Annotated in this window: 27 protein-coding genes and 1 rRNA gene; 23 read left to right on the top strand and 5 right to left on the bottom strand. The window is 30.6% G+C overall.

The window, feature by feature from the left end; translation table 11 throughout:
• Positions 1 to 91 precede the first annotated feature (91 nt).
• Positions 92 to 203 (top strand): 5S ribosomal RNA (gene rrf, locus HW119_RS14475).
• A gap of 278 nt (positions 204 to 481) precedes the next feature.
• On the opposite strand, the gene HW119_RS14470 is transcribed toward rrf, so the two are convergent.
• Complete coding sequence (locus tag HW119_RS14470; protein WP_177765604.1) at positions 482 to 1,015, bottom strand: hypothetical protein; 534 nt, start codon at positions 1,013 to 1,015, stop codon at positions 482 to 484.
• A gap of 473 nt (positions 1,016 to 1,488) precedes the next feature.
• Between HW119_RS14470 and aroC the strand changes: the two genes are divergently transcribed.
• Positions 1,489 to 2,532: a chorismate synthase gene (gene aroC / locus HW119_RS14465; RefSeq protein ID WP_177765602.1), complete on the top strand. Its 1,044-nt coding sequence runs from the start codon at positions 1,489 to 1,491 to the stop codon at positions 2,530 to 2,532.
• On the opposite strand, the gene HW119_RS14460 is transcribed toward aroC, so the two are convergent.
• Positions 2,529 to 3,191, bottom strand: a complete 663-nt coding sequence (locus tag HW119_RS14460) for a thiamine diphosphokinase (RefSeq protein ID WP_177765600.1) — start codon at positions 3,189 to 3,191, stop codon at positions 2,529 to 2,531. The genes aroC and HW119_RS14460 overlap by 4 nt on opposite strands.
• Before the next feature lie 96 nt (positions 3,192 to 3,287).
• Here HW119_RS14460 and HW119_RS14455 point away from each other — a divergent pair, with 96 nt between their 5' ends.
• The 3 genes from HW119_RS14455 to HW119_RS14445 are packed head-to-tail and all read left to right on the top strand — an operon-like array spanning position 3,288 to position 5,087.
• A complete protein-coding gene (locus HW119_RS14455) occupies positions 3,288 to 3,593 on the top strand; it encodes a rhodanese-like domain-containing protein (RefSeq protein ID WP_177765598.1) in 306 nt (101 codons plus the stop codon).
• Complete coding sequence (locus HW119_RS14450; protein WP_177765596.1) at positions 3,572 to 4,426, top strand: endonuclease/exonuclease/phosphatase family protein; 855 nt, start codon at positions 3,572 to 3,574, stop codon at positions 4,424 to 4,426. The genes HW119_RS14455 and HW119_RS14450 overlap by 22 nt, the downstream gene beginning before the upstream one ends.
• A 10-nt stretch (positions 4,427 to 4,436) precedes the next feature.
• A complete protein-coding gene (locus tag HW119_RS14445) occupies positions 4,437 to 5,087 on the top strand; it encodes a DedA family protein (protein ID WP_177765594.1) in 651 nt (216 codons plus the stop codon).
• A gap of 105 nt (positions 5,088 to 5,192) precedes the next feature.
• On the opposite strand, the gene HW119_RS14440 is transcribed toward HW119_RS14445, so the two are convergent.
• Positions 5,193 to 5,423, bottom strand: a complete 231-nt coding sequence (locus HW119_RS14440; protein WP_177765592.1) for a hypothetical protein — start codon at positions 5,421 to 5,423, stop codon at positions 5,193 to 5,195.
• 10 nt (positions 5,424 to 5,433) lie between these two features.
• Positions 5,434 to 6,819 (bottom strand): MATE family efflux transporter, encoded by a 1,386-nt coding sequence (locus tag HW119_RS14435; RefSeq protein WP_177765590.1) that lies wholly within the window; start codon positions 6,817 to 6,819, stop codon positions 5,434 to 5,436.
• A 99-nt stretch (positions 6,820 to 6,918) separates the two neighbouring features.
• On the opposite strand from HW119_RS14435, the gene HW119_RS14430 reads away from it, so the two are divergent.
• From HW119_RS14430 to HW119_RS14380, 11 genes are all read left to right on the top strand, one after another.
• The gene (locus tag HW119_RS14430; RefSeq protein WP_177765589.1) at positions 6,919 to 7,425 is read left to right on the top strand and encodes a hypothetical protein; all 507 of its coding nucleotides are present in this window, start codon (positions 6,919 to 6,921) and stop codon (positions 7,423 to 7,425) included.
• 55 nt (positions 7,426 to 7,480) lie between these two features.
• Positions 7,481 to 7,915: an META domain-containing protein gene (locus HW119_RS14425; protein WP_177765587.1), complete on the top strand. Its 435-nt coding sequence runs from the start codon at positions 7,481 to 7,483 to the stop codon at positions 7,913 to 7,915.
• A 76-nt stretch (positions 7,916 to 7,991) separates the two neighbouring features.
• Positions 7,992 to 8,681 (top strand): SIMPL domain-containing protein, encoded by a 690-nt coding sequence (locus HW119_RS14420; RefSeq protein ID WP_177765585.1) that lies wholly within the window; start codon positions 7,992 to 7,994, stop codon positions 8,679 to 8,681.
• Positions 8,682 to 8,772: 91 nt separating this feature from the next.
• Positions 8,773 to 9,489 (top strand): 3-ketoacyl-ACP reductase, encoded by a 717-nt coding sequence (locus HW119_RS14415; RefSeq protein ID WP_177765582.1) that lies wholly within the window; start codon positions 8,773 to 8,775, stop codon positions 9,487 to 9,489.
• 179 nt (positions 9,490 to 9,668) lie between these two features.
• Entirely contained in the window at positions 9,669 to 10,457 is a 789-nt protein-coding gene (locus HW119_RS14410; protein WP_177765580.1) for a LamG domain-containing protein, read from the top strand.
• Positions 10,458 to 10,518: 61 nt separating this feature from the next.
• Positions 10,519 to 11,298, top strand: a complete 780-nt coding sequence (locus HW119_RS14405; protein WP_177765578.1) for a DUF3667 domain-containing protein — start codon at positions 10,519 to 10,521, stop codon at positions 11,296 to 11,298.
• A 4-nt stretch (positions 11,299 to 11,302) separates the two neighbouring features.
• Positions 11,303 to 11,968, top strand: a complete 666-nt coding sequence (locus HW119_RS14400) for a hypothetical protein (protein ID WP_177765576.1) — start codon at positions 11,303 to 11,305, stop codon at positions 11,966 to 11,968.
• Between the two features lie 21 nt (positions 11,969 to 11,989).
• Positions 11,990 to 12,454, top strand: coding sequence for a hypothetical protein (locus HW119_RS14395; protein WP_177765574.1), 465 nt, complete (start codon positions 11,990 to 11,992; stop codon positions 12,452 to 12,454).
• 8 nt (positions 12,455 to 12,462) lie between these two features.
• Positions 12,463 to 13,176 carry a hypothetical protein gene (locus tag HW119_RS14390; protein WP_177765572.1) on the top strand — a complete coding sequence of 238 codons (714 nt, stop codon included), beginning with the start codon at positions 12,463 to 12,465 and terminating at the stop codon, positions 13,174 to 13,176.
• A 6-nt stretch (positions 13,177 to 13,182) separates the two neighbouring features.
• Positions 13,183 to 13,737: a sugar transferase gene (locus HW119_RS14385; RefSeq protein WP_177765570.1), complete on the top strand. Its 555-nt coding sequence runs from the start codon at positions 13,183 to 13,185 to the stop codon at positions 13,735 to 13,737.
• Positions 13,738 to 13,742: 5 nt separating this feature from the next.
• Entirely contained in the window at positions 13,743 to 14,750 is a 1,008-nt protein-coding gene (locus HW119_RS14380) for a hypothetical protein (RefSeq protein ID WP_177765568.1), read from the top strand.
• On the opposite strand, the gene meaB is transcribed toward HW119_RS14380, so the two are convergent.
• Positions 14,734 to 15,828 carry a methylmalonyl Co-A mutase-associated GTPase MeaB gene (gene meaB, locus HW119_RS14375; protein WP_177765566.1) on the bottom strand — a complete coding sequence of 365 codons (1,095 nt, stop codon included), beginning with the start codon at positions 15,826 to 15,828 and terminating at the stop codon, positions 14,734 to 14,736. The genes HW119_RS14380 and meaB overlap by 17 nt on opposite strands.
• Before the next feature lie 111 nt (positions 15,829 to 15,939).
• Here meaB and HW119_RS14370 point away from each other — a divergent pair, with 111 nt between their 5' ends.
• From HW119_RS14370 to HW119_RS14340, 7 genes are all read left to right on the top strand, one after another.
• A complete protein-coding gene (locus tag HW119_RS14370; RefSeq protein WP_177765564.1) occupies positions 15,940 to 17,160 on the top strand; it encodes an MFS transporter in 1,221 nt (406 codons plus the stop codon).
• A 2-nt stretch (positions 17,161 to 17,162) separates the two neighbouring features.
• Positions 17,163 to 18,593, top strand: a complete 1,431-nt coding sequence (locus HW119_RS14365) for an FAD-binding oxidoreductase (RefSeq protein ID WP_177765562.1) — start codon at positions 17,163 to 17,165, stop codon at positions 18,591 to 18,593.
• 241 nt (positions 18,594 to 18,834) lie between these two features.
• A complete protein-coding gene (locus HW119_RS14360; RefSeq protein ID WP_177765560.1) occupies positions 18,835 to 21,399 on the top strand; it encodes an adenosylcobalamin-dependent ribonucleoside-diphosphate reductase in 2,565 nt (854 codons plus the stop codon).
• A gap of 69 nt (positions 21,400 to 21,468) precedes the next feature.
• On the top strand, positions 21,469 to 22,062 hold the full coding sequence (locus HW119_RS14355; RefSeq protein ID WP_177765558.1) for a YceI family protein: 594 nt from the start codon (positions 21,469 to 21,471) through the stop codon (positions 22,060 to 22,062).
• Positions 22,063 to 22,153: 91 nt separating this feature from the next.
• Positions 22,154 to 23,227: a peptide chain release factor 1 gene (prfA, locus tag HW119_RS14350; RefSeq protein WP_177766709.1), complete on the top strand. Its 1,074-nt coding sequence runs from the start codon at positions 22,154 to 22,156 to the stop codon at positions 23,225 to 23,227.
• Between the two features lie 167 nt (positions 23,228 to 23,394).
• Positions 23,395 to 24,216 (top strand): orotidine-5'-phosphate decarboxylase, encoded by an 822-nt coding sequence (gene pyrF, locus HW119_RS14345; RefSeq protein ID WP_177765556.1) that lies wholly within the window; start codon positions 23,395 to 23,397, stop codon positions 24,214 to 24,216.
• A 3-nt stretch (positions 24,217 to 24,219) separates the two neighbouring features.
• Complete coding sequence (locus tag HW119_RS14340; protein WP_177765554.1) at positions 24,220 to 25,026, top strand: ABC transporter substrate-binding protein; 807 nt, start codon at positions 24,220 to 24,222, stop codon at positions 25,024 to 25,026.
• Positions 25,027 to 25,102 lie beyond the last annotated feature (76 nt).

The raw sequence follows: 25,102 nt of genomic DNA, 5'->3' as shown, positions 1-25,102 counted from the left end.
AAGACTAAAGAAAGAATCCTCTACGAAAAAAAATGAAAAGTATCGGAAATATGTTAACAAAATATTGTTAGAGAAACCTAGCAAACCGATTTAAGGTGGTTATTGCGTCGGGGCTCACCTCTTCCCATTTCGAACAGAGAAGTTAAGCCCGATTGCGCAGATGGTACTGCATTTTAATGTGGGAGAGTATGTCGCTGCCTTTTTTTATAAACTCAAGCTCAAAAGGCTTGAGTTTTTTTGTTTATATGAGCAGCGTGTCCCTTCGGTCGAACCGCTGCCTTTTTTTGAAAGTCCTTTACTGAAAAGTAAGGGATTTTTTTTGTTATATATAGATCGTGTTTTTGTCAATTAGTAAGTTCGTGTTGCAGCTTTTTTGAAAGATTTTACTGAAAAGTGAGGGATTTTTTATTACTCCTTCAGAGTTTTATACAAAATTATTATTATAATAAAAGCTGAATAATATGTACTTACATAAATATTTTTATAATTTATATTTTTTAATAAATCTGTGGACAGACATTTCAGATGTATTGTATTTTAGGCCAATTTTTTTTAATGAAAAATTTTGATTTCTTAAATTCTTAATAATTTCAATTTGATCTTCTTTAATTTTTTGATTATTGTTGTTTAAGTAACATTTTTCAGTTGGTTTAATATTGTACTTTTTATTAATTTCACTTTGGGTTACAAAAGTTAAATTATTAATACTTAAATCTTCTAAGTTGTTGTTTTTTAGAGTTATTTTGGGCATTTCTGTAATTTTATTATAGTTATGTTTGCCAAAAACAAACATTATCAAACGACTAACAAGATGTTTACCAGAGGTGCCCAAATCATATGTATAATAATATTTATCAGAAGTTTTACCTGGATTTTTAACTTTTTTAAGAAATTTATTTGAGCGTAAAGAATAAACTCGTCCGTCTGGATAGATGATATAATATGCTGAAAATGGAAGTAATTTTCCATTACTTTCCATTTGATCTAATTGGTCTAACATTGAAAGTTGTTTCATAAATAACTATTTAGAAATTGATAATAGTTTATTTTCTAATTAATTAAAATTAGAAAATATTTTTCAATGTTTTTTTTGGATTTAGATTATGCAAAGATAAGTTATTGTTTTTTTAAAATCATTTTTTTAACTTAAAAGATACTCATCAATCAGTGAATGTTGAATTTCAAAATAAAAAGTATTAAAATAAATTCAGTTAAATTCGAATTTTCGTATGGATTTCTTTTTTTTATTTTGAATTCTAAATAAATATTAATTTTTTCATATAAAAACATTTAATTTAAATAAACTTTTAATTATTGCGTATTTATTAAAAAAAATAACTATATTGCTAAAGATTATTACTCAATTAGTCATCTTTTTAGATTTTTGTCTGTATTGAGACAAAGTTTGTTTGTTGTTTACTAAATAAAAGCTATCATTTATTGATAGCTTTTTATTTTATCTGTAAATTTGAACTTAAAAATACGAATATGTCAGGAAATACGTTTGGAAATAATTTTAGGCTAACAACTTTTGGAGAATCTCATGGTGAAGCCATTGGTGGTGTTATTGATGGTTGTCCAGCTGGTATGTTTTTAAATATTGAAGCTATTCAGTCTGAATTAGATCGTAGAAAACCTGGACAATCTAAAATTGTTACTCAGCGAAAAGAATCAGATATTGTCCATTTTTTTTCTGGAATTTTTGAAGGTAAAACAACAGGAACCCCAATTGGTTTTATTATTCCGAATGAAAATAAAAAATCTCAAGATTACAATCATATAAAAGAGTTTTATCGTCCAAGTCACGCTGATTTTACCTATCAACAAAAATATGGTCATCGCGATTTTAGAGGTGGAGGAAGAAGTTCTGCTCGTGAAACCGCGTGTCGAGTTGTAGGTGGTGCCATTGCGAAACAGATAATAAACCCAATTTCAATTCATGCTTATGTTTCTTCTGTTGGAAATATTTCAATTTCTAAAAAATATAGCGATTTGAATTTTTCTTTAATCGAATCCAACGTTGTTCGTTGTCCAGATATGGTTATTGCACAACAAATGGAAAATCTAATCTCTGAAGTAAAGAAAAATGGCGATACAATTGGTGGAATTATTACATGTGTGATAAAGAATGTTCCAATAGGCTTAGGAAATCCAGTTTTTGATCGTTTAGAAGCTGAATTGGCTAAAGCAATGTTGAGTATCAATGCTACAAAAGGTTTTGAGTTTGGAAGTGGATTTGAAGGAACAACAATGCTTGGTAGTCAGCACAATGATTATTTTAATTTGGACGGAACTACAAAAACAAATTTTTCTGGTGGTATTCAAGGCGGTATAAGTAATGGAATGGATATTTATTTCCGTGTAGCTTTTAAACCTGTCGCAACTTTGCTACAAACACAAGAAATGCTTTCAATTTCTGGTGAATTAGAAAAAATTAAAGGTAGAGGACGTCATGATGCTTGTGTAGTTCCTAGAGCTGTACCAATTGTCGAAGCAATGGCAGCACTTGTTTTAGCTGATTTTTTGGTTTAATCGAAACATTCCATCATTAATAAAAAGCCGTCTTTATATGAGATTTCAACTATTCCATCCTCAGAAACATGGTTACTACTGCCTGTTCTAAAACCTAGTTCTAGAGATTCATTATTTAATGAATAAGCTAAATTATGTGTAGTTATTCCAGATGCGATTCCGATTGGTATCAAAGAGATAGGTGTGTTTTTTGGATACCATTTTTTAAATGATTTTGGAAGTAAAAAAACTTTAGAATAATCATCTAATAATACAACTTTTAATTGATCCGCAAATTTAACCACATTTGTCAAATTGGTAATTGTATGATCCATTCTACGACCAGTCGCCCAAACAACATTTGCTGATGGAATGTTTCTTTGAATGAGATATTCGTATGCCTTATCTAAATCAGTAGAATTTTGATCTTCGACTTTTATAATTTCGATAGGAAACTGTAAATCTTTATATTTTTCAAAATCAAATTTACGATCAAAATCACCAATCAAAACATCAATTTTTATTCCTAATTCAATTACACGTTCAATTGCAGCGTCTAAAACCACAACAAGCGGTGACCATTCAAGCAATTGGTTTAATAATTCTCTGTTACAAGATTCTCCATTAGCTATTATTAATGAAGGTTCTTGATCGTCGCGTACTATATGATGAGATGACATTTTTCTTTCAAATTTAATACAATTGAAATAACTTTTTAGCTTTTTACATTTGTAATATATGTTTATATTTGACTTCGAATTAATACGCTCAAAATAATGGATTTAGAACAACAACAATGGTGGAATGATTTTCAAAACGATTCTAACGCTGTTTTATTAGATGTAAGAACAGACGAAGAAGTTGAAGAAAGTATGATTCCTAATGCTTTACATTTGGATTTTTATCAAGGACAAGATTTTATCAATGCTTTGGAATCATTAGATAAATCAAAAAATTATTATGTGTATTGTCGTTCAGGAAATCGTAGTGGTCAAGCATGTTTGATTATGAAACAGCTTGGTTTTGATACAACGTTTAATTTAGTTGGAGGAATGAATGAATGGCAAGGACCAGTAATTTAATAAGAAAAGGCGAGAGCCTTTTTTTTGTAAAAAAGCATTTTATATTTAGTGTTTTTTTTCTTTTTTTTATTCAGATTGGATTCGCACAAGTTACTTTAGTTACGTGGAATTTACAGAATTTTGGTAAATCTAAGACGAATCAACAGATTGAATACATTGCTAATTTACTTTGTGAGTATGATATTATCGCAATTCAAGAAGTTGTTACTGGAACTGAAGGAGCTCAGAAAATTGCAAAATTAGCCGATGCATTGAATCGAAAAGGATCAAAATGGGATTACATGATTAGTGATCCAACAAATAGTACGGGTCAAAGATCAGAACGTTATGCTTACTTATGGAAAACAAAGAATATAAATCTAAAAAAAAGAGCATTTTTAGAAAAAAAGTTTGATAAAAATATTGAACGTGAACCTTATATTGCTATTTTCGAATTCGAAAACAAAACTTTCGGAATAGCTAGTTTTCATGCTGTTCCCAAAAAAAGTAATCCAGAATCAGAAATTAAATATTTGAGGTATTTTCCAGAAGAATATCCAAATCTAAATTTTTTTGTTGGAGATTTTAATTTAGCTCAATCTCATTCTGTTTTTAATCCATTAAAAGATTTAGGTTTTGTGCCGCTTTTTGAAAATCAGAAAACCAGTTTAAAACAAGAATGTAAAAATGGAGAATGTCTAGCCAATCCTTTAGATCATATTTTTTATAAAAAATCGGAAATTAAAATCTTAAATAGAGGCGTGATTTTATTTTATAACGATTTTAAAGATTTAAAAGAAGCCAGAAAATTATCGGATCATATTCCGGTTTATGTTGAATTTAATTTGAATTAATATAATTAGAATGTTAGAATTAATAGATTTTATCTTGCACATCGATGCACATTTAGCTGAGTTTTTAGCTGATTATGGAATTTGGTTTTACGCCATAGTTTTCTTAATTATTTTTGTTGAAACAGGATTGGTTGTAATGCCATTTTTACCTGGAGACTCTTTACTTTTCGCAACAGGAATGTTGGCAGCACAATATTCTGAAAGTTTAAATATATGGATTGTAATTGGACTAATGTTAATAGCCGCAATTTCAGGAGATGCTTTAAATTATACAATTGGTCGTGATTTTGGAAATAGAATGTTGAATCTAAAGATATTTGGAAAAAATCCAATTAAACCAGAACATATTGATAAAACTCATGAATTCTATGAAAAATATGGCTCAAAAACAATTGTTATCGCTCGATTTGTTCCAATAGTTAGAACTTTAGCACCATTTGTCGCTGGTATTGGTAAGATGGAATATAAAATGTTTTTTAAATATAATGTTATTGGTGGTATTGTTTGGGTTGTTGGATTAACTTTGGCAGGTTTCTTTTTAGGAAATATTCCAATTATAAAAGATAATTTCTCAAAAGTTGTTTTATTGATAATTGCAATTTCTGTATTACCGATTATTTATTCTTTTATAAAAGAGAAATTTTTTACAAAAAAAGCTTAGTACATTATAATTAAAAAGAGGGAATTCCAATATGAAATTTCCTCTTTTTATACTTCATAAATAAATCAGAATGAAAATATAGAAATTTAAAATTTCTTTAATTTATTATTCTTCAGCATAACGTTCCATTTCACGATCATAGAACTCGCCTGCTAATTTGATAAGTTTTTCCATTTCTTCAGCAACTTCATCTTCTTCATTTGCTTCAATGTCTTCTAAAAACTCAACTTCATCATTTTCTAGATTAACTAAAAAACGAGGAAAATCTAAATGGATGATAAAAATATCATCTGGAAAATCGGTATTATCTGCTAAAACGAATTTTGGTAATTCCATAAATAAAATATTAAGCTTGCGCTTGTTGTGAATGAATTAGTTTTCTTGTCATGTAATTAAAGCGAAGATACGAAAAAATTGCTGCAGCTGTTAATCCGGCTAACAATCCATACCAAATTCCTTCGGCTCCTAAACTGGTATATAATCCCAAATAAATTGCTACAGGAAAACCGATTATCCAATACGAAATAAAGGTGATAATAGTAGGAATATTTACATCTTGTAATCCACGTAATGAACCTAAAACGGTAACTTGAATTCCGTCAGAAATTTGGAAAATTGCTGCAATCATTAATAATTTACCAGCCATTTCTATAACCTCCTGATTCAATAAAGCATTTTTAGCATCAGCTGCATCTAAGAAGAAAAGCGGAATGTAATTATGAAAAATTACAAAAAAAATGGCAAAAACGGTGTATAATAAAATGGTCATTAAAATGATAGATAACGCAACTACACGCAGTTTAACATAATCTTGAACACCTCGTTGGTTACCAACACGAATCATCGCAGCAACACCTAATCCGGATGCGAACATAAAAGTCATTGAAGCCATACTTAATGCAATTTGATTAGCTGCTTGAGCAGATGTTCCAATCATACCAGAAAGCCAAACAGCACCTGTAAACAATCCAACTTCAAATAATGATTGCATAGAAGACGGTCCGCCTAATTTTGAAATTTTAGAACAAATAGCTTTATCAATTTCTTTAAATGAAATTTTCGAAAGGAAAGGTTTAAAATCTTGTAACTGATTTAATGCAAAATACATATAAATTAACATGGCAATACGTGAAACTAAAGTTCCGTAAGCGGCACCCATCATCCCCATTTCGGGGAAAAACCACACACCATAAATCAAAACGTAATTAATTGCCACATTAACCACATTAGCTATTATAGTAGCATACATTGAATATTTAGTTTGAGATTTACCGTCAGCAAATTGCTTAAAAGCCTGAAAAATCACCAAAGGAATTAATGATAAAGCAACCACATCTAAAAAAGGTTTAGCCATTAAAGTTACTTCTTCTGGTTGTTTCATAAAGTCCAATAAAGGCTTCATAAAGTATAAAATTCCAAACAATCCTAATCCCAAACAAGTACACAAAAGCAACCCATTCATAAACACTTTTCTACCTTCGGTTATATTTCCTGAAGTATCTGAAGCTGCTATTAATGGGGTAATTGCTGTAGAAAATCCTACACCAATTGAAATAGCAATAAAAACAAAACTATTGGCTAATGATGCCGCTGCTAATTCGGTCGGACCAATTTGCCCAACCATTATATTATCGATAACACCAACAACAGTATGTCCTAACATGGCCAAAATAATCGGATAAGCTAATCTGAAATTATATCCGAATTCTTTTGTGTAAACACTCAAATTCATTTTAAAAAAATTAGCTGCAAAGATAGTCACAATATTTTAGTTAACTGGAGTTTGTTTTGAATGGTATAAAAATTGAATTAATCTTTAAAATTTTAGATTATGAAAATATACAACTGCGTTTTAATCGGGCTATCTACGTTAGCTTTTTTTACTTCAAATGAAATAAGTGCTCAGCAAATTGAAAATAAACCTTACTATCCAAAAGGGTTTCGTATTGGTTTTGGTTTAACCGGTGGATTACCAACTGATGGCGATTATGAAGGTGCATTAGGTGCCGATGCACGTTTACAGTATGATTTATCACGAAAAACTTCTTTAACTGCAACAACGGGATACACCCATTTTTTTCAGAAAGGTGAAGACGCTGGTTTTATACCTGCTAAGTTAGGTTTTAAAGCGTTTTGGGGAACTCAGTTTTACGCTCAAGGCGAAGTTGGTGCTGCTTTTGGAGTAAATGGACAATTAGATAATTCGTTGATTTTAGCACCATCTTTTGGTTTTGCTAATAAATTTATCGATATCAGCGTGAGATATGAGAATTATACTGAATATAAAACAGATATGATTGGAATCCGACTTGCGTACGGTTTTAGTTTGAAAAAATAAATGAAAAAGATGTTTTTTCAATACACTTTTCCTATTTTTACTTAAAATTAATGACATGAAAAATTTAAAACTTTTTTTTACATTTTTTATTTTAACTTCTACTTTAATAAGTTGTAAATGTTTTAAAAGCAAAGCTTCAGAAACAATGACAAATTTAGAAAACACAAGTTGGCAATTGGTTAAAACACAAAATAGAAATTATGTTTTCAATGAAGAAAAGCCAGACGGAATTTCAATTTCATTTACAGCAGGTAATTTTTCTTCAAGTGATGGATGTAATGCATTAGGCGGAGAATATAAAACCGAAGGTAATTCGATTGAATTTGGTCCGACAAGAGGAACAATGCGTTATTGTGACCAAGAGTTTATGGAAAAATTTGGATATTATGTTGCATTTCATTTAGTTAAAAAGTTTGAAATAAAAAACAATAAATTATATTTATATGACGCTGATGGTCAAACACTTTTGGCAGAATATTCAAAAAAATAATTTGTAGAAGAAGTTAGTTAATTCTAACTTCTTTTTTTGGCATTAGTTTTGAAATACATGAAAAAAATCTAAATACATGAAAAAAATATTTTTTTTAGCTACAGTAATAATTGCGTGTGCTACAACTCAAGCTCAAAATACAATTCAAGAACCAGTAATTGTTGTTAGTGGTGAAGGAAGTGTAAAAGTAAAACCAGATGAAGCTATTTTAACTATTGGTTCTGAAATAAAAGGAAAAGATGCTTCGGTAGTAAAACTTGAAAATGATAAAATCATTTCAAAAATGATTGCCTTTTTAAAGAAAAATAAAATTGCAGAAAAAGATTTTCAATCACAAAATATCAGTTTAAATCGTCAATATGATTACGAAACAAAAACGGAATATTTTTTAGCAACACAAATTTTGACTATTCAATTAAAAGATTTATCAAAATATGAAAATATCATGTTTGGATTAATCGAAGCTGGTGCAAATACAATTCAAGGAGTTGAATTCAAATCATCAAAAACAGCTTCTTTTGAAACAGAAGCGCGTTCAAAAGCTGTTGCTAATGCTAAAAATAAAGCAACTGATTATGGTAAAGCTTTAAATCAACCTGTTGGACAGGCGATTTATTTATCAGAATTTTCTCAGGTTGTCAATCCTAGAATTTATAATATGGAAGCGAAATTGATGTCAGCAGATGCTAGTGGTGGTCAAACAGCTGCACCTGGAGAAATTGTAATAACAAGTAATATTACAGTTCATTATCAATTAGGCAAATAAATACTCAACGACTTCATCAACGAAGTCGTTTTTTTTGTTTTTAATTATACTCCAAAATTAAATTTCATAACTTTGTAAAAACATAAAAAACATGTCAAATTTAACAGGTAAAAAAGCTTTAATCACTGGCGGTGGTCGTGGTTTAGGTAAAGCTACAGCAATTGCATTTGCAAACGAAGGAATTAATATAGCAATAACTGGTCGTAACGAACAAAAATTACAAGAAACAGTTAATGAATTAAAAGCTTTAGGTGTTGATGCCATTTATGAAGTTTTTGATATTGCAAATACTACTGAAGTTAAAACGGGAATAGCTAATATTATTTCTAAATTCGGAACGATAGATATTTTAGTTAATAATGCTGGAATCGCAGCTTTTGGTTCTTTTTTAGAAATGCCAACAGAACAATGGGTTAGTATGATAAATACTAATGTTTTAGGAATGTATTTTGTTACTAAAGAAGTTTTACCTTTTATGGTAAATCAAAATGAAGGAGATATTTTTAATGTTTCTTCAACTGCTGGATTAACTGGTAATCCTGGAACATCGGCATATTCAGCATCTAAATTTGCAGTAATTGGAATGTCAGAATCAATTATGAAAGAAGTTCGTAAAAATAATATTCGTGTTACAACTTTAACTCCAAGTACAATTGCAAGTGATATGTCGTTAGAACTTGGTATCACTGATGGAAATCCAGAACGTGTTTTACAACCCGAAGATTTTGCTGAATTAATCGTTGCAACTTTGAAATTTCCTAGACGAGCACTGATTAAATCTGCTTCGATTTGGTCTACAAATCCGTAAGAAGAATAAAATTTAACAAATCTTTCAATTCTAGAAAATTGGAGGATTTGTTTAAAAAAACTAGATTGATATTAATTTTAATTAATTATTTGTTTCTTGTGCATGACTAGTTGGTATACTTATTGTTAAATATTTAACAAAATGTTATTTTTTTGTTAAATATTTTAAACCGACTAATTATGAAAATGAATTTTAAAATTTTATCATTAGCAACATTATTTGTTAGCGCTATACTAATTTTCAGTTGTCAGAATGATGATAATACAAACACACAAAATCCTTCAACTAATTGTTTACCTACAAATTTACAAAATGGTGTAATTGCAGCTTATTCATTTAGTAATGGCTCACTAAATGATTCTTCAGGTAATAATTATCATTTATCAAATCCAACGAGTGCATTTTCTGATGCTGATCGTGCTGGTAATCCAAATTGTGCTTTTCATTTTAAAAAAGCAAATGGAGATTTTTTAACTAGAGCTAACCCATTATTTTTAAATGATTTTGGTACACAACCTTTCTCAATTTCACTTTGGTATAAATGTAATAATCCAAATCCTACAACAAGCGAATGGGAAAAGTTAATTTCTAGAGATATTGGAGAATTCTGTCCAGCAATTTTTGGACAATGGTCTGTTTCGTTAATCGATTTAAGAAGACCAGTTTTTGGTATAAATGAAAGAAATATCATTTTCAATTTATCAAATACAGAAATTTCACAATGGAGACATTTGGTTGTAACGAGTTTAGGTAATGATTTGAAAATGTATTTAGATGGAGTTCAATCTACTGTGCCTATTACATCTGGAGGTTGTAATCCTGGAACTACGCATATGCCTTCAAATGTTGGAGATTTGTTTTTAGGTATTGACTATGAAGGTTTATTGGATGATATCATTATCTACAATCGAGTCTTATCTCAATCTGAAGTTATTCAATTAGCAAATTTAGCTCCTTGTTGTATGTAAATCAAAAAAAACCAAAATATTAATATTTTGGTTTTTTTTGTATTTTTAACAAAAAAAATTAATGAAAGAAATTTGTAAAAACTGTAAAAATACAATTAGCGATAATTTTTGTGGAAATTGTGGTCAAAAAAAATATAAACGTATCGATAAAAAATATATTTTCGATGAATTACAATATACCATTTTACACACCAACAAAGGATTTTTTTATTCGATTAAAAACATTTTAAGAAATCCAGGAAAAACCGCAAGAGAATATATAGACGGAAATCGAGTAAATCATTATAAACCAATTTTACTTGCTCTGGTTTTAGGTGGAATTACTGCTTTTATTAGTTTTAAAATATTGCATTCAGATAAAATAGTCAATGATTATTATTCTCATCAATTTAATGTTGTAAAAATGAATGAGCAAATGGAGAATTACATGGCTAACTTCAATAAATTCTACACCACATATTATTCACTAATTTTACTCTCAACTGTACCTTTTTTCTCGTTGGCTTCATATTGGGCTTTTAAAAAATGGAAATTCAACTATTTTGAACACATTGTTTTAAATACCTATTATTATATTTATTATACTTTAATTGGTATTATTTTAGCTCCAATTATGTATTTTTTAAATAGTTCAAATCCCATGTTGATGACAAGTTTAATTCTAGTTGTAACACCATTTCTATTGTACTGGTTTTATAAAGGTGTGAATCCTGAAAAGCATTCTTCTGAAATTATTTTGAATATTTTAAAGTTTTTAGCATTTCTAATTCCAATATTTTTAGTAACTTATGTTATTCTTATTATTTTATTTGTTATTTATATAGTTCTATTTATAAAATAATTTTATGAAACCACACCAATCACTTGTATTAATTTGTCTACTTTTTTTGATTTCTTGTGATAAGAAATCAGAAAATATTACTCCAATTCAACCACCAATATCTGAATGGAAATTGACAATTACTGACGAAGAATTAGTAGGTTTTACAAAAGAAATCAAAACCAAAGCCAAATGGTATTATTGGGTTAAAGATAAAGATACCACAAATTTTAAATTTAGATTATCTGAATCAAAGGGTGATAGTTTGGTTCAAATTGTTTTAGAAGTTAAATCTCCAACAGATTTTAAAATTTGTTTAGATAGTTTAAATGCGATTTTCCCTGTGATTGAGAAAGATTTTAAATTGGATAAACTCAATGATTTTTTTATTGACCAAACCATTTATTATCCTGATTTTACAAAAGAAATCACGTCCGAATATGAAACGCAATTTGGAAGAAAAAATGTTTCTCACGGAAAAATAAATTCCTTAATGATGGAACTTCCACTTACTGAAAAACTAAATTCAATTATCAGTAAATACAATGTAAAAGTTAGCGCTTTTAGTATTGAAAAATTTGGTATAATTGATAAAACCAATTTTAGAATTTATCCTGAAAATTATGATTTTTCAGATTATCCAGATTTTTCTATTGGAGGTTTTACCGATATTTTAATAAAAGAAAAGTAATCCGAAAAAAAACTATTAATTATGATTTTTAAATTACTTCTTTTGTTTACACTTTTTGTTTCGTGTGATACAAAGCAAATTGATTTTGTAGATTCTATTAACAAAAACAAAACGGAAATTAAAAATCAAACTCCTGAAATTCAGGAAATAACAATTAAGTATTTTGGAGGAAGAAGTATAAATGACTCAACCGTTTATTCGATTAAAAAAAGTAGCTTTGAATTTCATATTTATCATAAAGACAAAAGTAAAAGTTCTAATATATTAAAAAAAATTGACGAAAATACCTTCAACAATTTAATTAATAGTATTAATTTGACTGAATTTAAAAACATTAAAAACGGGAAATCATTTCAAGAAACAGATGGAAATGATACCGAGATTAGAATAAAAACAAAAGATGAAACTATTTCAAAAAGTAATGGTTTTGGAAATCAAAATTGGGATTTAATCATCAATTTCTTTAATTCTTTTGAATATAATTAAACTAAAAAATGAAGAAATTATATCAAATCATATTTTTTTTAGCCTTTTTAAATTTATATGCTCAAGACAACAATTTGATTTATAAAGTTTTGAATCAATTAAATTTGAAAACTCAAAATGTTGATGTGAATTTAGTAGAAACCAAAGTTTTACCTTATGCAAAAGAACAAACGGTTTTGGTTATTCCTAAATATGATTCGAATCAAGAAAATAACGAATTCACAATTTATGATGCTTACATTATAATTGCTAACAATAAATCTGGTGAAATTTTATATACCTATTTTGAATCTAAAAAATGGACTTCAGATGCGATTAGAATAACTGGATTTAAGATTGATACGGGGCTTTACAAACTTTCAGATAACGTCAGAGCATTTGGTATTCGAACAACATATTTAGGTCGCAGTCAACTTTATCCGTATGATGCAACTCATTTGTCTTTGTACGTAACTTCTAAAAATAAACTAAAACAAATTGCTAATGATATTATTGTAAGTCAATCAAATGGTCACTGGGACGGAAATTGCCAAGGAGAGTTTGAAAATCAAGAAATCATAATTGATATTGCTAAAGAAAAAACGAATGGTTTTTATAATTTAATTCTTAGAAATAAAATTACAAATACCAAAACAAATCGAAAAGGTAACGATTGTAACGAAGTTTCAACTACTGAAAATAAAACATCTAAACTAAAATTTAACGGTAAATTTTATCTATAATAAATCATGAATAAAATAATTTCGTTCTTATTACTAATTTTATGCTTACCTTTTTTAAGTATTTTAGGTTTAGCGATTTTAGTTTTGGAGCAGAAATCGCCTTTATTTATTCAAAACAGAATCGGGAAAAACAAAGTAATTTTTAAACTAATTAAAATTCGAACGATGAAAGAAAATAAAGTTACTTTTATTGGTTCGATATTAAGAAAAACAGGCATTGATGAAATTCCACAATTGATCAATATATTAAAAGGAGAAATGAATTTTGTTGGACCACGTCCGCTTACACAAAATGACATAGAACGATTAGGTTGGGAATTTGAATTTTATTTTAAACGTTGGAGCATCAATCCTGGATTAACTGGTTTGGCTCAACTAAGTCCGATTTGTCATAAAAAAATAAGCATTTTTTACGATTTATATTATGTCAAAAACAGAACTTTAAATTTAGATTTTACAATTTTATTTATGAGTTTCTTAGTTCTAATTTTCGGAAAACAGAAAGTAAAAAACATGATATCAAAACGGCAAAATAAGAAAAAGTCGTTTTCCAAAAAATAAAAAATATGCAAGTTTTAATAAATGGTGTAGGAAATATAGGAACAACTTTAGCTTGTTTAATTAATGACTTTAAAGAAGTTTTGAATATTGATGAAGTTTGTGTTTACAAAAATATCAAACAGAATTGGAAAATAAACGATTTGCATTTTTTGGAAGAAAAAGGAATTAAAATTTTTTATTCTGAAGATATAACGTTAGAAAAAATGGTTCAAAAAGTTGACTATGTTTTTGAGGCTACTGCTAACGGTTTTGGTTTAAAAAACAAATCAGTTTATGAGAAAGCTATAAATTTAAAAGGAGTTTGTAGTCAAGGAAGTGAAAAGAATTTTGGGATTCCGTTTATGTCAAATCTTAATAACAATCAAATTGAATTTAAAAAATTTGTTCAAATTGTTTCTTGTAATACGCACGGTGCGGCTTCGCTTATTAGTAGTTTATCCAACGAAAAACTTACTGATTTAGATTTTGCGGATTTTGTTGTTGTTAGAAGGTCCGAAGATATTGGTAATCACGAACGTTTAGTTGGCGCAAATGTTGTTGCTCGTCATCTTTCGGATTTAAACGGAACGCATCATGCAATTGACGTTAAAGACATGTACGAAACTATTGGAATCGATTGTCCAATTACTTCTTCAGATATTACAACACCTAGTCAATTAATGCATGCTACAAGATTTCATTTAGGATTTAAAACTGAATTAAATCCAGAAATTATAATAAATAATCTTAAGTCAAATGCATTTATTGCGATGTCAAATAAATTTGATTCAAACCAAATTTTTGAATTAGGAAGGCGTTACGGAAAATACGGTCGAATTTACAATCATAGTATTGTGGTTGAAAATAATTTGCTTTTTACTGAAAATACAATTAAAGGTTGGGCGTTTGTACCTCAAGAAGGAAATTCTATCATTTCTACAATCCATGCTTTTTTACTTCAAGTTTTTGGATTAGAATTAGCAGAAGAAAAAATCAAACACATTCAAAATGATTTACTTATTTCTGATTTTTAAAATAAAAATCCAAAACTTCAGTAGCAGCAACAAAGGGTGATTTCTCATTTTCTTGTACCGCTTGTTTGTTCAAATTTATTAAGGATTCAATTCCTTCGGTTTGATTAAAACGTGCTAAAATTTGTTCTTGTATCGTTTCCATCATCCAATATTTATTTTGTTCTTTACGATGATTGTCAAAGTAGTTATTTTCTTTTGTCAATGTAAAATAAGCCGAAAGCATGTCCCAAATTTCAGCAATTCCTTCGTTATAATACGCACTTGCTAGTTTAACTTTAGGTTGCCATTTCGAAGTTTTTGGCGGAAATAAATGCAAAGCTCGGTTTACATCTAATTTGGCATTTCTGGCACGGTCTAAATTATCGCCATCCGCTTTGTTAATTACAATAGCATCTGCCATTTCCATAATTCCGCGTTTAATACCTTGTAATTCATCGCCAGCACCAGCTAAATTCAAAAGTAAAAAGAAATCGACCATACTATGAACAGCAGTTTCGCTTTGACCAACGCCAACGGTTTCAATCAAAATAACATCAAATCCACAAGCTTCGCACAAAATAATACTTTCGCGTGTTTTACGAGCCACGCCACCCAAACTATCTCCAGAAGCAGACGGACGAATAAAAGCATTTTCACTTCGAACTAAATCTTCCATTCGCGTTTTATCTCCTAAAATACTACCGTGTGAAATCGAACTACTTGGGTCAATCGCCAAAACAGCTACCTTTTTTCCGATAGAAGTTAGATACATTCCAAAAGCTTCGATAAACGTACTTTTTCCAACTCCCGGAACTCCAGTAATTCCGATACGAACCGATTGGTTTGCGTGAGGTAAACAAGCATTAATAATTTCGTTAGCCAAAATAGTATGATTCGGATTCGTACTTTCGACCAAAGTAATTCCTTTGCTTAAAGCGACTTTATCGTGATTTAAAATTGCAGAAATAATTTCAGACGGATTAACTTTTTTCTTTCTTAAATTACGGATTCGTTCTGCAGCAACATCACTCATAGATTGAGGTTGTTCAATACCGTCGTTTTCTGTTAATGCTGATTTTTTATTAAAATTTGAATCCATAATAACTGTTGCTTTTTCACAAAAATAAAGAATTTATTACGCAAAAGAAAACTTAAAAACGTACTTTGTTGTTGCTCAATTTAATACTTTTGTAATCAAACAAATTTTGTAATGCAAATTCAAAACGAAACCCAATCGCCCTCAAATAATCAAAGTAAAACGGCTTACAGTATTTTAATAGCTATTAGTTTTGCACATTTTTTAAATGATATGTTGCAAGGAGTTATCCCGGCAATTTATCCTCGATTAGAAACCGAATTTAAACTTTCGCTTGGTCAAATTGGTATGATTACCTTGTGTTATCAATTGGCAGCTTCGTTGTTGCAACCTGTAGTTGGTGCTTATACCGATAAATATCCTAAACCTTATTCACAGATTTTTGGTATGGCTTTTACTTTAATTGGAATTTTAAGTTTAGCTAATGCCGGGAGTTACGAATGGATTTTAGTTTCGGTTGTTTTGGTCGGAATTGGTTCTTCGGTTTTTCATCCCGAATCGTCTCGTGTAGCCTTTATGGCATCGGGCGGAAAAAGAAGTTTTGCACAATCGGTTTTTCAAATCGGTGGAAACATGGGAACGGCTTTAGCTCCGTTATTGGTTGCTTGGATTGTTTTACCTAATGCTCAGGTTTACATTGCGTATTTTGCTTTGTTTGCTGTTTTGGCACAATTCATTTTGTTTTTTATCGGTCGATGGTACGCCAATCATCTAAAGTCTGTTGCAGGAAAAATCAAAAAAGAAATCCTTTTACCTAATTTGTCTCAAACCAGAATCACATTTTCAGTAATTATTTTGTTGGTAATTTTATTTTCAAAATACTTTTATGTTGCTAGTATCACAAGTTACTTTCAGTTTTATATTATCGATAAATTCGGTTTAACCGAAGTACAGGCGCAAGTTTATTTATTTTATTTCTTACTAGCGGTTGCGATTGGTACGTTATTAGGAGGAATTTTTGGAGACCGTTTTGGACGAAAATATGTCATTTGGTTTTCTGTTTTAGGTGCTGCGCCATTTACCTTATTATTACCTTATGCCGATTTAACTTTCACAGCAGTTTTAGTAGTGATTATTGGTTTGATTATTTCTTCTGCTTTTCCTGCAATTTTGGTTTATGCACAAGAATTACTTCCTAAAAAAATCGGGATGGTAAGCGGGTTGTTTTACGGATTTGCTTTCGGAATGGGCGGATTAGGTTCTGCTGTTTTAGGATGGTTAGCTGATGAAACTTCAATCAATTACATATATCATATCTGTTCTTTTTTACCTTTGATAGGAATCATTGCAGCCTTTCTTCCGAATATGAAGAAGGTTGGAACTAAACAAGTTTAATTATGAAAACATACGGAATTTTAACTAACGATATCATCGAACAATTGAATCAAATTGTGTCAAAAGACTTTGTTTTTTTGGATGAAGAAACACGCATCGAATACGGAAAAGACCATACCGAAGATTTGGTGTTTCCGCCTGCAGTTGTTGTTAAACCAAAATCGGCTGACGAGATTTCTCAAATCATGAAGTTGGCGAATCAATTTGAAATTCCGGTTACACCAATCGGAGCAAGAACAGGTTTGAGTGGTGGTATGTTATCCGTTCATCAAGGGATTGGTTTGTCGTTAGAACGCATGAATCAAATTTTGAAAATTGATACAGATAATTTACAAGTGATTACGCAACCTGGTGTGATAACGCAAGTACTTCAAGATGCCGTTTTAGAAAAAGGTTTGTTTTATCCGGTGGATCCAAGCAGTAAAGGAAGTTGCTTTATTGGCGGAAATATCGCCGAAAATTCAGGTGGAGCTCGAGCGGTTAAATATGGTGTTACCAAAGATTATGTGTTGAATTTAGAAGTCGTGCTTCCGAATGGTGAAATAATTGAAACAGGAGCGAATACGTTGAAAAACTCTACGGGATATAACTTAACGCAATTGATGGTTGGGAGCGAAGGAACTTTGGGAATTGTAACTAAGATTGTATTGAAATTACTTCCTAAAAATGATTTTAATGTGTTGATGTTGGTTCCGTTTTATAATATGAATGAAGCAGCAAAAGCAGTTTCTGAAATTTTTAAAGCAGGAATCGTTCCAAGTGCTATGGAATTTATGGAACGTGATGCCATTGATTGGACCTTAAAGTTTACTGATGCCATTGAGATTGGTTTAAAAGAAGGAATTCAAGCTCATTTATTGATTGAGGTGGATGGAAATTATCAAGATGTTTTATTCGCTCAAGCTGAAAAGATCATGGAAGTGGTTGAACAATTTAAAATTGACGAAGTTTTCTATGCAGAAACCGAAGATCAAAAAAATGCACTTTGGAAGTTACGTAGAAACGTTGCCGAAGCTGTAAAATCGCATACTATTTATAAAGAAGAAGATACCGTTGTTCCAAGATATGAATTACCTGCTTTGTTAAAAGCGGTTAAAGATGCAGGCGAGAAATACGGATTTAAATCTATTTGTTACGGACATGCCGGAGACGGAAATTTACATGTGAATATTATCAAAGATGATTTAACTGACGAGCAATGGAAGCATGAAGTACCAAAAGGAATTCGTGAAATATTTGAAAAAACAGTTGCTTTAAACGGAACGCTTTCTGGTGAACATGGAATCGGTTTGGTACAAAAAGAATATATGACTATTGCATTTTCGGATATTTCTTTACAATTAATGAAAAATATCAAAAATGTTTTTGATCCGAAGCAAATTTTAAATCCAGGTAAAATTTTTCCAGATAAATTTTCTAAAAGTAGTTATTAACATTCTTGTATTAATAAAGTTGTAATCCCTTATTAATGTTGACTTTAATGTGTTAAAAACTTATTTTTATTTTTTACTTTAAAAATTTTGAAATTAATTTTTTGAAAACTTTTTTAATTTTTTAAAAAAGCTAAGTTATTGTTTTTTAGGTAATTGACACTTTTTTGTTGTTAACTTTATTTTTGACAATGTTTTTTATGTTTTATTTTTTTATACATTAGTAAAACTAAAAAACGATGTTATGAATACACTTACTTTTCCTGAAATCAAGAAGATATACTCAAATGAGGAAGCAGTTTCTGCTTCAACAGAATACTTTAAAGGCGATACACTAGCTGCAACTGTATTTATTAATAAGTATGCATTAAAAGATTCTGAAGGTAATATTTATGAAAGTACTCCAGATGAAATGCACAAACGTATTGCATCTGAAATTGCAAGAGTAGAAGCTAAATATTCTAATCCGATGACTGAATCTGAAATCTTTGATTTAATCAAAAATTTCACATACATTATTCCTCAAGGTAGTCCAATGACAGGAATCGGAAATCCTTACCAAATTGCATCTTTATCGAATTGTTTCGTAATTGGTAATAAAGGAGAAAGTGATTCATACGGAGGAATCATGAAAATCGACCAAGAACAAGTTCAATTAATGAAACGTCGTGGTGGAGTAGGTCATGATTTATCTCACATCCGCCCAAAAGGTTCTGGAGTTAAAAACTCAGCTTTAACATCTACAGGATTGGTTCCGTTTATGGAGCGTTATTCAAACTCAACACGTGAAGTTGCTCAAGACGGACGTCGTGGTGCTTTGATGTTATCAGTTTCTATCAACCATCCAGATTCTGAAGGATTTATCGATGCGAAGTTAGAACAAGGTAAAATTACAGGTGCAAACGTTTCTGTTCGTATCGATGATGATTTTATGCGTGCGGTTCGCGATAAAAAAGTTTATACTCAGAAATATCCTATCTTTAGTTCAAATCCTGCTTTTTCAAAAGAAATTCAAGCGCATGAATTATGGAAAAAAATTGTTCATAATGCTTGGAAATCAGCAGAACCAGGAATTTTATTCTGGGATACAATCATCAACGAATCGTTGCCAGATTGTTACGCTGACTTAGGATACAAAACCGTTTCTACAAATCCATGTGGAGAAATTCCTTTATGTCCGTATGATTCTTGTCGTTTATTAGCGATTAATTTATTTTCATACGTAGAAAATCCATTTACAAAAGAAGCTTCTTTCAATTTCGAATTATTCAAAAAACACGTGGCAATTGCACAACGTATGATGGATGATATTATTGATTTAGAATTAGAAAAAATCGATGCTATTTTAGTTAAGATTGATCAAGATCCAGAAGGAGAAGAAGTAAAACATATCGAAAGAAATTTATGGTTAGAAATCCGTAAAAAAGCGGGTGAAGGACGTAGAACTGGAGTTGGAATTACAGCAGAAGGTGATATGTTAGCAGCATTAGGAATTCGTTACGGAAGTGAAGAAGGAAATGCGTTTGCTGTAAATATTCATAAAACTTTGGCTTTGGCTGCTTACCGTTCATCAGTTGATATGGCTAAAGAACGTGGTGCCTTTGCAATATTTGATGCAAAACGCGAAGCAAATAATCCGTTTATGTTACGTATGAAAGAAGCTGACCCAGCTCTTTATAATGATATGTTAGAATACGGACGTAGAAATATTGCTTTATTAACGATTGCTCCAACCGGAAGTACTTCGTTATTATCGCAAACTACATCTGGAATCGAACCTGTGTTTATGCCAGTTTACAAACGTCGTCGTAAAGTAAATCCAAACGACAAAGATGTTCGTGTTGATTTTATTGATGAAGTTGGAGATTCTTGGGAAGAATATGTAGTTTTCCATCATAAATTCAAACAATGGATGGAAGTGAACGGAATTAATTCTTCTAAAAACTTCTCGAATGAAGAAATCGATGAGTTAATTTCGCAATCGCCATATTTCAAAGCTACATCAAATGATGTGGATTGGTTAAGTAAAGTTGAAATGCAAGGAGCAATCCAAAAATGGGTTGACCACTCAATTTCTGTAACGATTAATATTCCAAACGATGCAACTGAAGAATTGGTTGATAAGTTGTACATGAAAGCTTGGGAAGTTGGTTGTAAAGGTGTGACGGTTTACCGTGATGGCTCACGTGCCGGAGTTCTTTTGGCAAATGACAAAAAAGAAGATAAAAAAGAAAACGAAGTAGAAATTAAAGAAACTAATTTCCCTACAAAACGTCCACAAATATTAGATTGTGATATTGTTCGTTTCCAAAACAACAAAGAAAAATGGATTGCATTTATTGGAAAAATTGATGACCAACCGTATGAAATTTTTACCGGTTTAGCTGATGACGAAGACGGAATTTTAATTCCACGTTGGGTTAACGAAGGATTTATTATCAAAAATAGAGATGAAAAAGGAAATTCTAGATACGATTTCCAATACATCAACCAACGCGGTTATAAAACAACTATCGAAGGTTTATCGCACCGTTTTAATCCTGAATTCTGGAATTATGCTAAATTAATTTCGGGTACTTTAAGACACGGAATGGCAATTGACAATGTGGTTGAATTAATCAACTCATTACAATTAGATAACGAATCAATCAACACTTGGAAAAACGGAGTTGCTCGTGCATTAAAACGTTTTGTGCCGGACGGAACTGAAGCTAAAGGTCAAAAATGTTCAAACTGTCAATCTACGAATTTAATGTATCAAGAAGGTTGTTTAACTTGTAAAGATTGTGGTTCATCTAAATGTGGATAAGAATTAACAATATTTTAATTATTTCAGTTTAGATTTATAGTAATTTTATCGCTTAAAATATTAAAAATAATGAAAAAGTCAATATTAGCTCTTGCAGTGATTGCTACTGTATTTGCTTCTTGTAAAAAAGAAGAACCAAAAGTTAACGAAGAACAAGTTTTAGAAGAAGTTGTTTTAGAAGAAGTTGCTTATACTAATAAATTAGAGTGGACGGCATATAAAACTCCTGAGAAAATTGGAGTTAACGGAACATTCAATACCATTGAAGTTACTGGAGTTAAAGATTCTGGTGTAGTTGACCAAGATTATACAGGAGCTGCTTTTAAAATCACAACTTCATCAGTTAATACAAAAGATGCAGGTCGTGATGATAAATTAAAAGCAGGTTTCTTTGGTTTACTAGCTGGTGATATCAACGGAAAATTTGTTTCTTTTCAAAACGGTAAAGCAGTTGTTGAATTAACAATGAACGATGTAACTAAAACAAAAGACTTCACTTATACAGTGGTTGATAATGTTTTAAAAATGAACGGAGAAATCGACATCATCGAAGATTTTGACGGTACAAAAGCGTTTAATAGTATTCATGAATTATGTAAAGAATTACACATGGATAAAACTTGGACACAAGTTACTTTAAATGTAGAAATAGCTAAAAAATAAGCTTAAAAAAAATATGAGACTGAAAAGGGGAACTTGTTTAAAAAGTTCCTCTTTTTTTGTACATTTGCAATTCGAAAATCCAAACAGTATGATGTTAGATAGATTACAATATGTAAAACAACGTTTTGACGAAGTTTCAGATTTGATTATTCAACCTGATGTTATCGCCGACCAAAAGCGTTATGTACAGTTAAATAAGGAATATAAAGATTTAAAAGCGTTAGTTGATAAACGCGAAGAATATATAAATGCAGTTGGTAACATTGAAGAAGCTAACGAAATAATTGCAGATGGTTCAGATGCCGAAATGGTTGAAATGGCTAAAATGCAATTAGAAGAAGCAAAAGCTCTTTTACCTGAATTAGAAGAAGAAATCAAATTTATGTTGATTCCTAAAGACCCGGAAGACGCTAAAAACGTTATGGTTGAAATCCGTGCGGGTACTGGAGGTGATGAAGCTTCTATTTTTGCTGGAGATTTATTCCGTATGTACACAAAATTCTGTGAAGCAAAAGGATGGAGAACTTCTGTTGTAGATTTAAACGAAGGAACTTCAGGTGGTTTCAAAGAGGTTATTTTTGAAGTTACTGGAGAAGACGTTTACGGAAGCTTAAAATACGAAGCAGGTGTTCACCGTGTACAACGTGTTCCTCAAACAGAAACACAAGGACGTGTGCATACATCGGCTGCAACAGTTATGGTTTTACCAGAAGCTGAAGAATTTGACGTTCAAATTGATATGAACGATGTTCGTGTGGACTTTTTCTGTTCATCAGGTCCTGGTGGTCAGTCGGTAAATACTACAAAATCAGCCGTTCGTTTAACACACATTCCAACTGGATTAGTGGCGCAATGTCAAGATCAAAAATCGCAACATAAAAACAAAGATAAAGCTTTAACCGTTTTGCGTTCTCGTTTATACGAAATGGAGTTGGCAAAGAAACAAGCTGAAGATGCTACAAAACGTTCTTCTCAGGTTTCTTCTGGTGACCGTTCGGCTAAAATTCGTACATACAATTATCCACAAGGTCGTGTAACAGACCACCGTATCGGAATGGATATTTTTGATATGGATGGTGTAATGAGTGGTAAAATTCAAAAATTTATCGATGAATTACAATTAGTTGCAAATACTGAAAAGTTAAAAGAATCTGAAGTATTTTAATTATATAAGCCTCTTATTTAGAGGCTTTTTTTCTATTTTTTAAAGCATAAACTTCAGGTTATTTTTTATATTGTCCCGCTTTCGCTATTAGTTTTGTTTCACAAAAGCTAGACGCTCAATCGGGGCTAAACATAAACATATTGTTTTATTTTTAAGTTTTTTAAACCATGACAACAAAACAACTGGTAGAACAAATTCGTACAAAAAAATCATTTTTATGTATTGGTTTAGATGTCGATTTAAATAAAATTCCACACCATTTATTACAAACCGAAGACCCAATTTTTGAATTCAATAAAGCCATCATCGATGCAACACATGATTTATGTGTTTCGTATAAACCCAATACAGCTTTTTACGAAGCTTACGGAATCAAAGGTTGGCAATCTTTAGCAAAAACCATTAATTACATCAACGAAAAATATCCTGAAATTTTCACAATTGCCGATGCAAAACGCGGTGATATCGGAAATACTTCAACCATGTACGCAAAAGCTTTTTTCGAAGATTTAGCTTTCGATTCGGTAACTGTTGCTCCGTACATGGGAAAAGATTCAGTGGAACCATTCTTAGCTTTTAAAGATAAACATACCATTATGTTAGCTTTAACTTCAAACGAAGGTGCTTTTGATTTTCAGACTAAAACAGTTGATGGTGAAGAACTTTATAAAAAAGTTATTCAAACATCAAAAAAATGGCATCATTCAGAAAATTTAATGTATGTGGTTGGAGCAACAAAAGCTGAGTATTTTAAAGAAATCCGTCAAATTGTACCAAATAATTTTTTGTTGGTTCCTGGAGTTGGCGCTCAAGGCGGAAGTTTAAAAGATGTTTGTCAGTTTGGTTTAAACAAACAAATTGGTTTATTAATCAATTCTTCACGTGGAATTATTTACGCTTCAAACGGAACTGATTTTGCAACTGCAGCTCGTAACGAAGCTTTAAAACTTCAAAAAGAAATGGAAGTAATTCTTTCGTTTAATTTTTAAATTATGCTTACAATCACAGATCAAATAGGAGTAACATATACTTTTGAAACGGCACCAAAACGTATCGTTTCTTTGGTTCCTTCACAAACTGAAACTTTATTTGAGTTAGGTTTAGAAGATAAAATTATTGGTATTACCAAATTTTGTGTGCATCCGTATCATTTAAAAGCAACTAAATTATCGATTGGTGGAACTAAGAAAGTTCATGTCGAAAAAATTCGAGCTTTAAATCCCGATATTATTGTTGCTAATAAAGAAGAAAACACCTTAGAAATTGTTGAATCGTTAAAAAATATTTGTCCAGTTTGGGTTACAGATGTTCGTTCAGTTGAAGATAGTGTTCAAATGATTGCTGATTTTGGTGAAATTTTTAATAGAAGAACCGATGCTAAAAAATGGATTGAGAAAACGCAATTTGCTCTAGATGATTTTCAGAAATTTGTTTCGGACAAACCAACACGTAAATCGGCTTATTTGATTTGGCGTGAACCTTATATGGCTGCAGGAAAAGATACGTTTATTAATACGTTGTTAACTTTAAATAACTTTACTAATATTTATGATAATCGTGAGGATCGTTATCCTGAAGTTGAAATCCGAAAAATGCGAATTCAGGGAGATCCTGATGTTGTTTTCTTATCATCGGAACCTTACCCGTTTAAAGAAGAACATGCTTTTGAAATTGGCAGAAGTACACATCATGCGAAAACCGTTTTTGTTGATGGCGAAATGTTTTCTTGGCATGGTGTTCGATTGGTTCGTGCATTTGAATATTTTAAGATTTTACACGATCGTTTAGGTGACGAATAAATAAAAATTAGAAATAAAAAAAGCACATCAAATTAAATTTGATGTGCTTTTTTTATTGAAAGCGTAAGTGCGTTAA

It is taken from the genome of Flavobacterium sp. I3-2 (assembly GCF_013389595.1).
In the GTDB taxonomy this organism is placed as follows: domain Bacteria; phylum Bacteroidota; class Bacteroidia; order Flavobacteriales; family Flavobacteriaceae; genus Flavobacterium.
The sequence above is the reverse complement of the archived record's forward strand: the minus strand, read 5'-3'. Positions and strand labels throughout refer to the sequence as shown.

Excerpts from the sequence above, each read along its gene's own strand:
- HW119_RS14470 (WP_177765604.1), bottom strand. The coding sequence starts at position 1,015 with ATGAAACAACTTTCAATGTTAGACCAATTAGATCAAATGGAAAGTAAT.
- aroC (WP_177765602.1), top strand. The coding sequence starts at position 1,489 with ATGTCAGGAAATACGTTTGGAAATAATTTTAGGCTAACAACTTTTGGA.
- HW119_RS14460 (WP_177765600.1), bottom strand. The coding sequence starts at position 3,191 with ATGTCATCTCATCATATAGTACGCGACGATCAAGAACCTTCATTAATA.
- HW119_RS14455 (WP_177765598.1), top strand. The coding sequence starts at position 3,288 with ATGGATTTAGAACAACAACAATGGTGGAATGATTTTCAAAACGATTCT.
- HW119_RS14450 (WP_177765596.1), top strand. The coding sequence starts at position 3,572 with ATGGCAAGGACCAGTAATTTAATAAGAAAAGGCGAGAGCCTTTTTTTT.
- HW119_RS14445 (WP_177765594.1), top strand. The coding sequence starts at position 4,437 with ATGTTAGAATTAATAGATTTTATCTTGCACATCGATGCACATTTAGCT.
- HW119_RS14440 (WP_177765592.1), bottom strand. The coding sequence starts at position 5,423 with ATGGAATTACCAAAATTCGTTTTAGCAGATAATACCGATTTTCCAGAT.
- HW119_RS14435 (WP_177765590.1), bottom strand. The coding sequence starts at position 6,819 with ATGAATTTGAGTGTTTACACAAAAGAATTCGGATATAATTTCAGATTA.
- HW119_RS14430 (WP_177765589.1), top strand. The coding sequence starts at position 6,919 with ATGAAAATATACAACTGCGTTTTAATCGGGCTATCTACGTTAGCTTTT.
- HW119_RS14425 (WP_177765587.1), top strand. The coding sequence starts at position 7,481 with ATGAAAAATTTAAAACTTTTTTTTACATTTTTTATTTTAACTTCTACT.
- HW119_RS14420 (WP_177765585.1), top strand. The coding sequence starts at position 7,992 with ATGAAAAAAATATTTTTTTTAGCTACAGTAATAATTGCGTGTGCTACA.
- HW119_RS14415 (WP_177765582.1), top strand. The coding sequence starts at position 8,773 with ATGTCAAATTTAACAGGTAAAAAAGCTTTAATCACTGGCGGTGGTCGT.
- HW119_RS14410 (WP_177765580.1), top strand. The coding sequence starts at position 9,669 with ATGAAAATGAATTTTAAAATTTTATCATTAGCAACATTATTTGTTAGC.
- HW119_RS14405 (WP_177765578.1), top strand. The coding sequence starts at position 10,519 with ATGAAAGAAATTTGTAAAAACTGTAAAAATACAATTAGCGATAATTTT.
- HW119_RS14400 (WP_177765576.1), top strand. The coding sequence starts at position 11,303 with ATGAAACCACACCAATCACTTGTATTAATTTGTCTACTTTTTTTGATT.
- HW119_RS14395 (WP_177765574.1), top strand. The coding sequence starts at position 11,990 with ATGATTTTTAAATTACTTCTTTTGTTTACACTTTTTGTTTCGTGTGAT.
- HW119_RS14390 (WP_177765572.1), top strand. The coding sequence starts at position 12,463 with ATGAAGAAATTATATCAAATCATATTTTTTTTAGCCTTTTTAAATTTA.
- HW119_RS14385 (WP_177765570.1), top strand. The coding sequence starts at position 13,183 with ATGAATAAAATAATTTCGTTCTTATTACTAATTTTATGCTTACCTTTT.
- HW119_RS14380 (WP_177765568.1), top strand. The coding sequence starts at position 13,743 with ATGCAAGTTTTAATAAATGGTGTAGGAAATATAGGAACAACTTTAGCT.
- meaB (WP_177765566.1), bottom strand. The coding sequence starts at position 15,828 with ATGGATTCAAATTTTAATAAAAAATCAGCATTAACAGAAAACGACGGT.
- HW119_RS14370 (WP_177765564.1), top strand. The coding sequence starts at position 15,940 with ATGCAAATTCAAAACGAAACCCAATCGCCCTCAAATAATCAAAGTAAA.
- HW119_RS14365 (WP_177765562.1), top strand. The coding sequence starts at position 17,163 with ATGAAAACATACGGAATTTTAACTAACGATATCATCGAACAATTGAAT.
- HW119_RS14360 (WP_177765560.1), top strand. The coding sequence starts at position 18,835 with ATGAATACACTTACTTTTCCTGAAATCAAGAAGATATACTCAAATGAG.
- HW119_RS14355 (WP_177765558.1), top strand. The coding sequence starts at position 21,469 with ATGAAAAAGTCAATATTAGCTCTTGCAGTGATTGCTACTGTATTTGCT.
- prfA (WP_177766709.1), top strand. The coding sequence starts at position 22,154 with ATGTTAGATAGATTACAATATGTAAAACAACGTTTTGACGAAGTTTCA.
- pyrF (WP_177765556.1), top strand. The coding sequence starts at position 23,395 with ATGACAACAAAACAACTGGTAGAACAAATTCGTACAAAAAAATCATTT.
- HW119_RS14340 (WP_177765554.1), top strand. The coding sequence starts at position 24,220 with ATGCTTACAATCACAGATCAAATAGGAGTAACATATACTTTTGAAACG.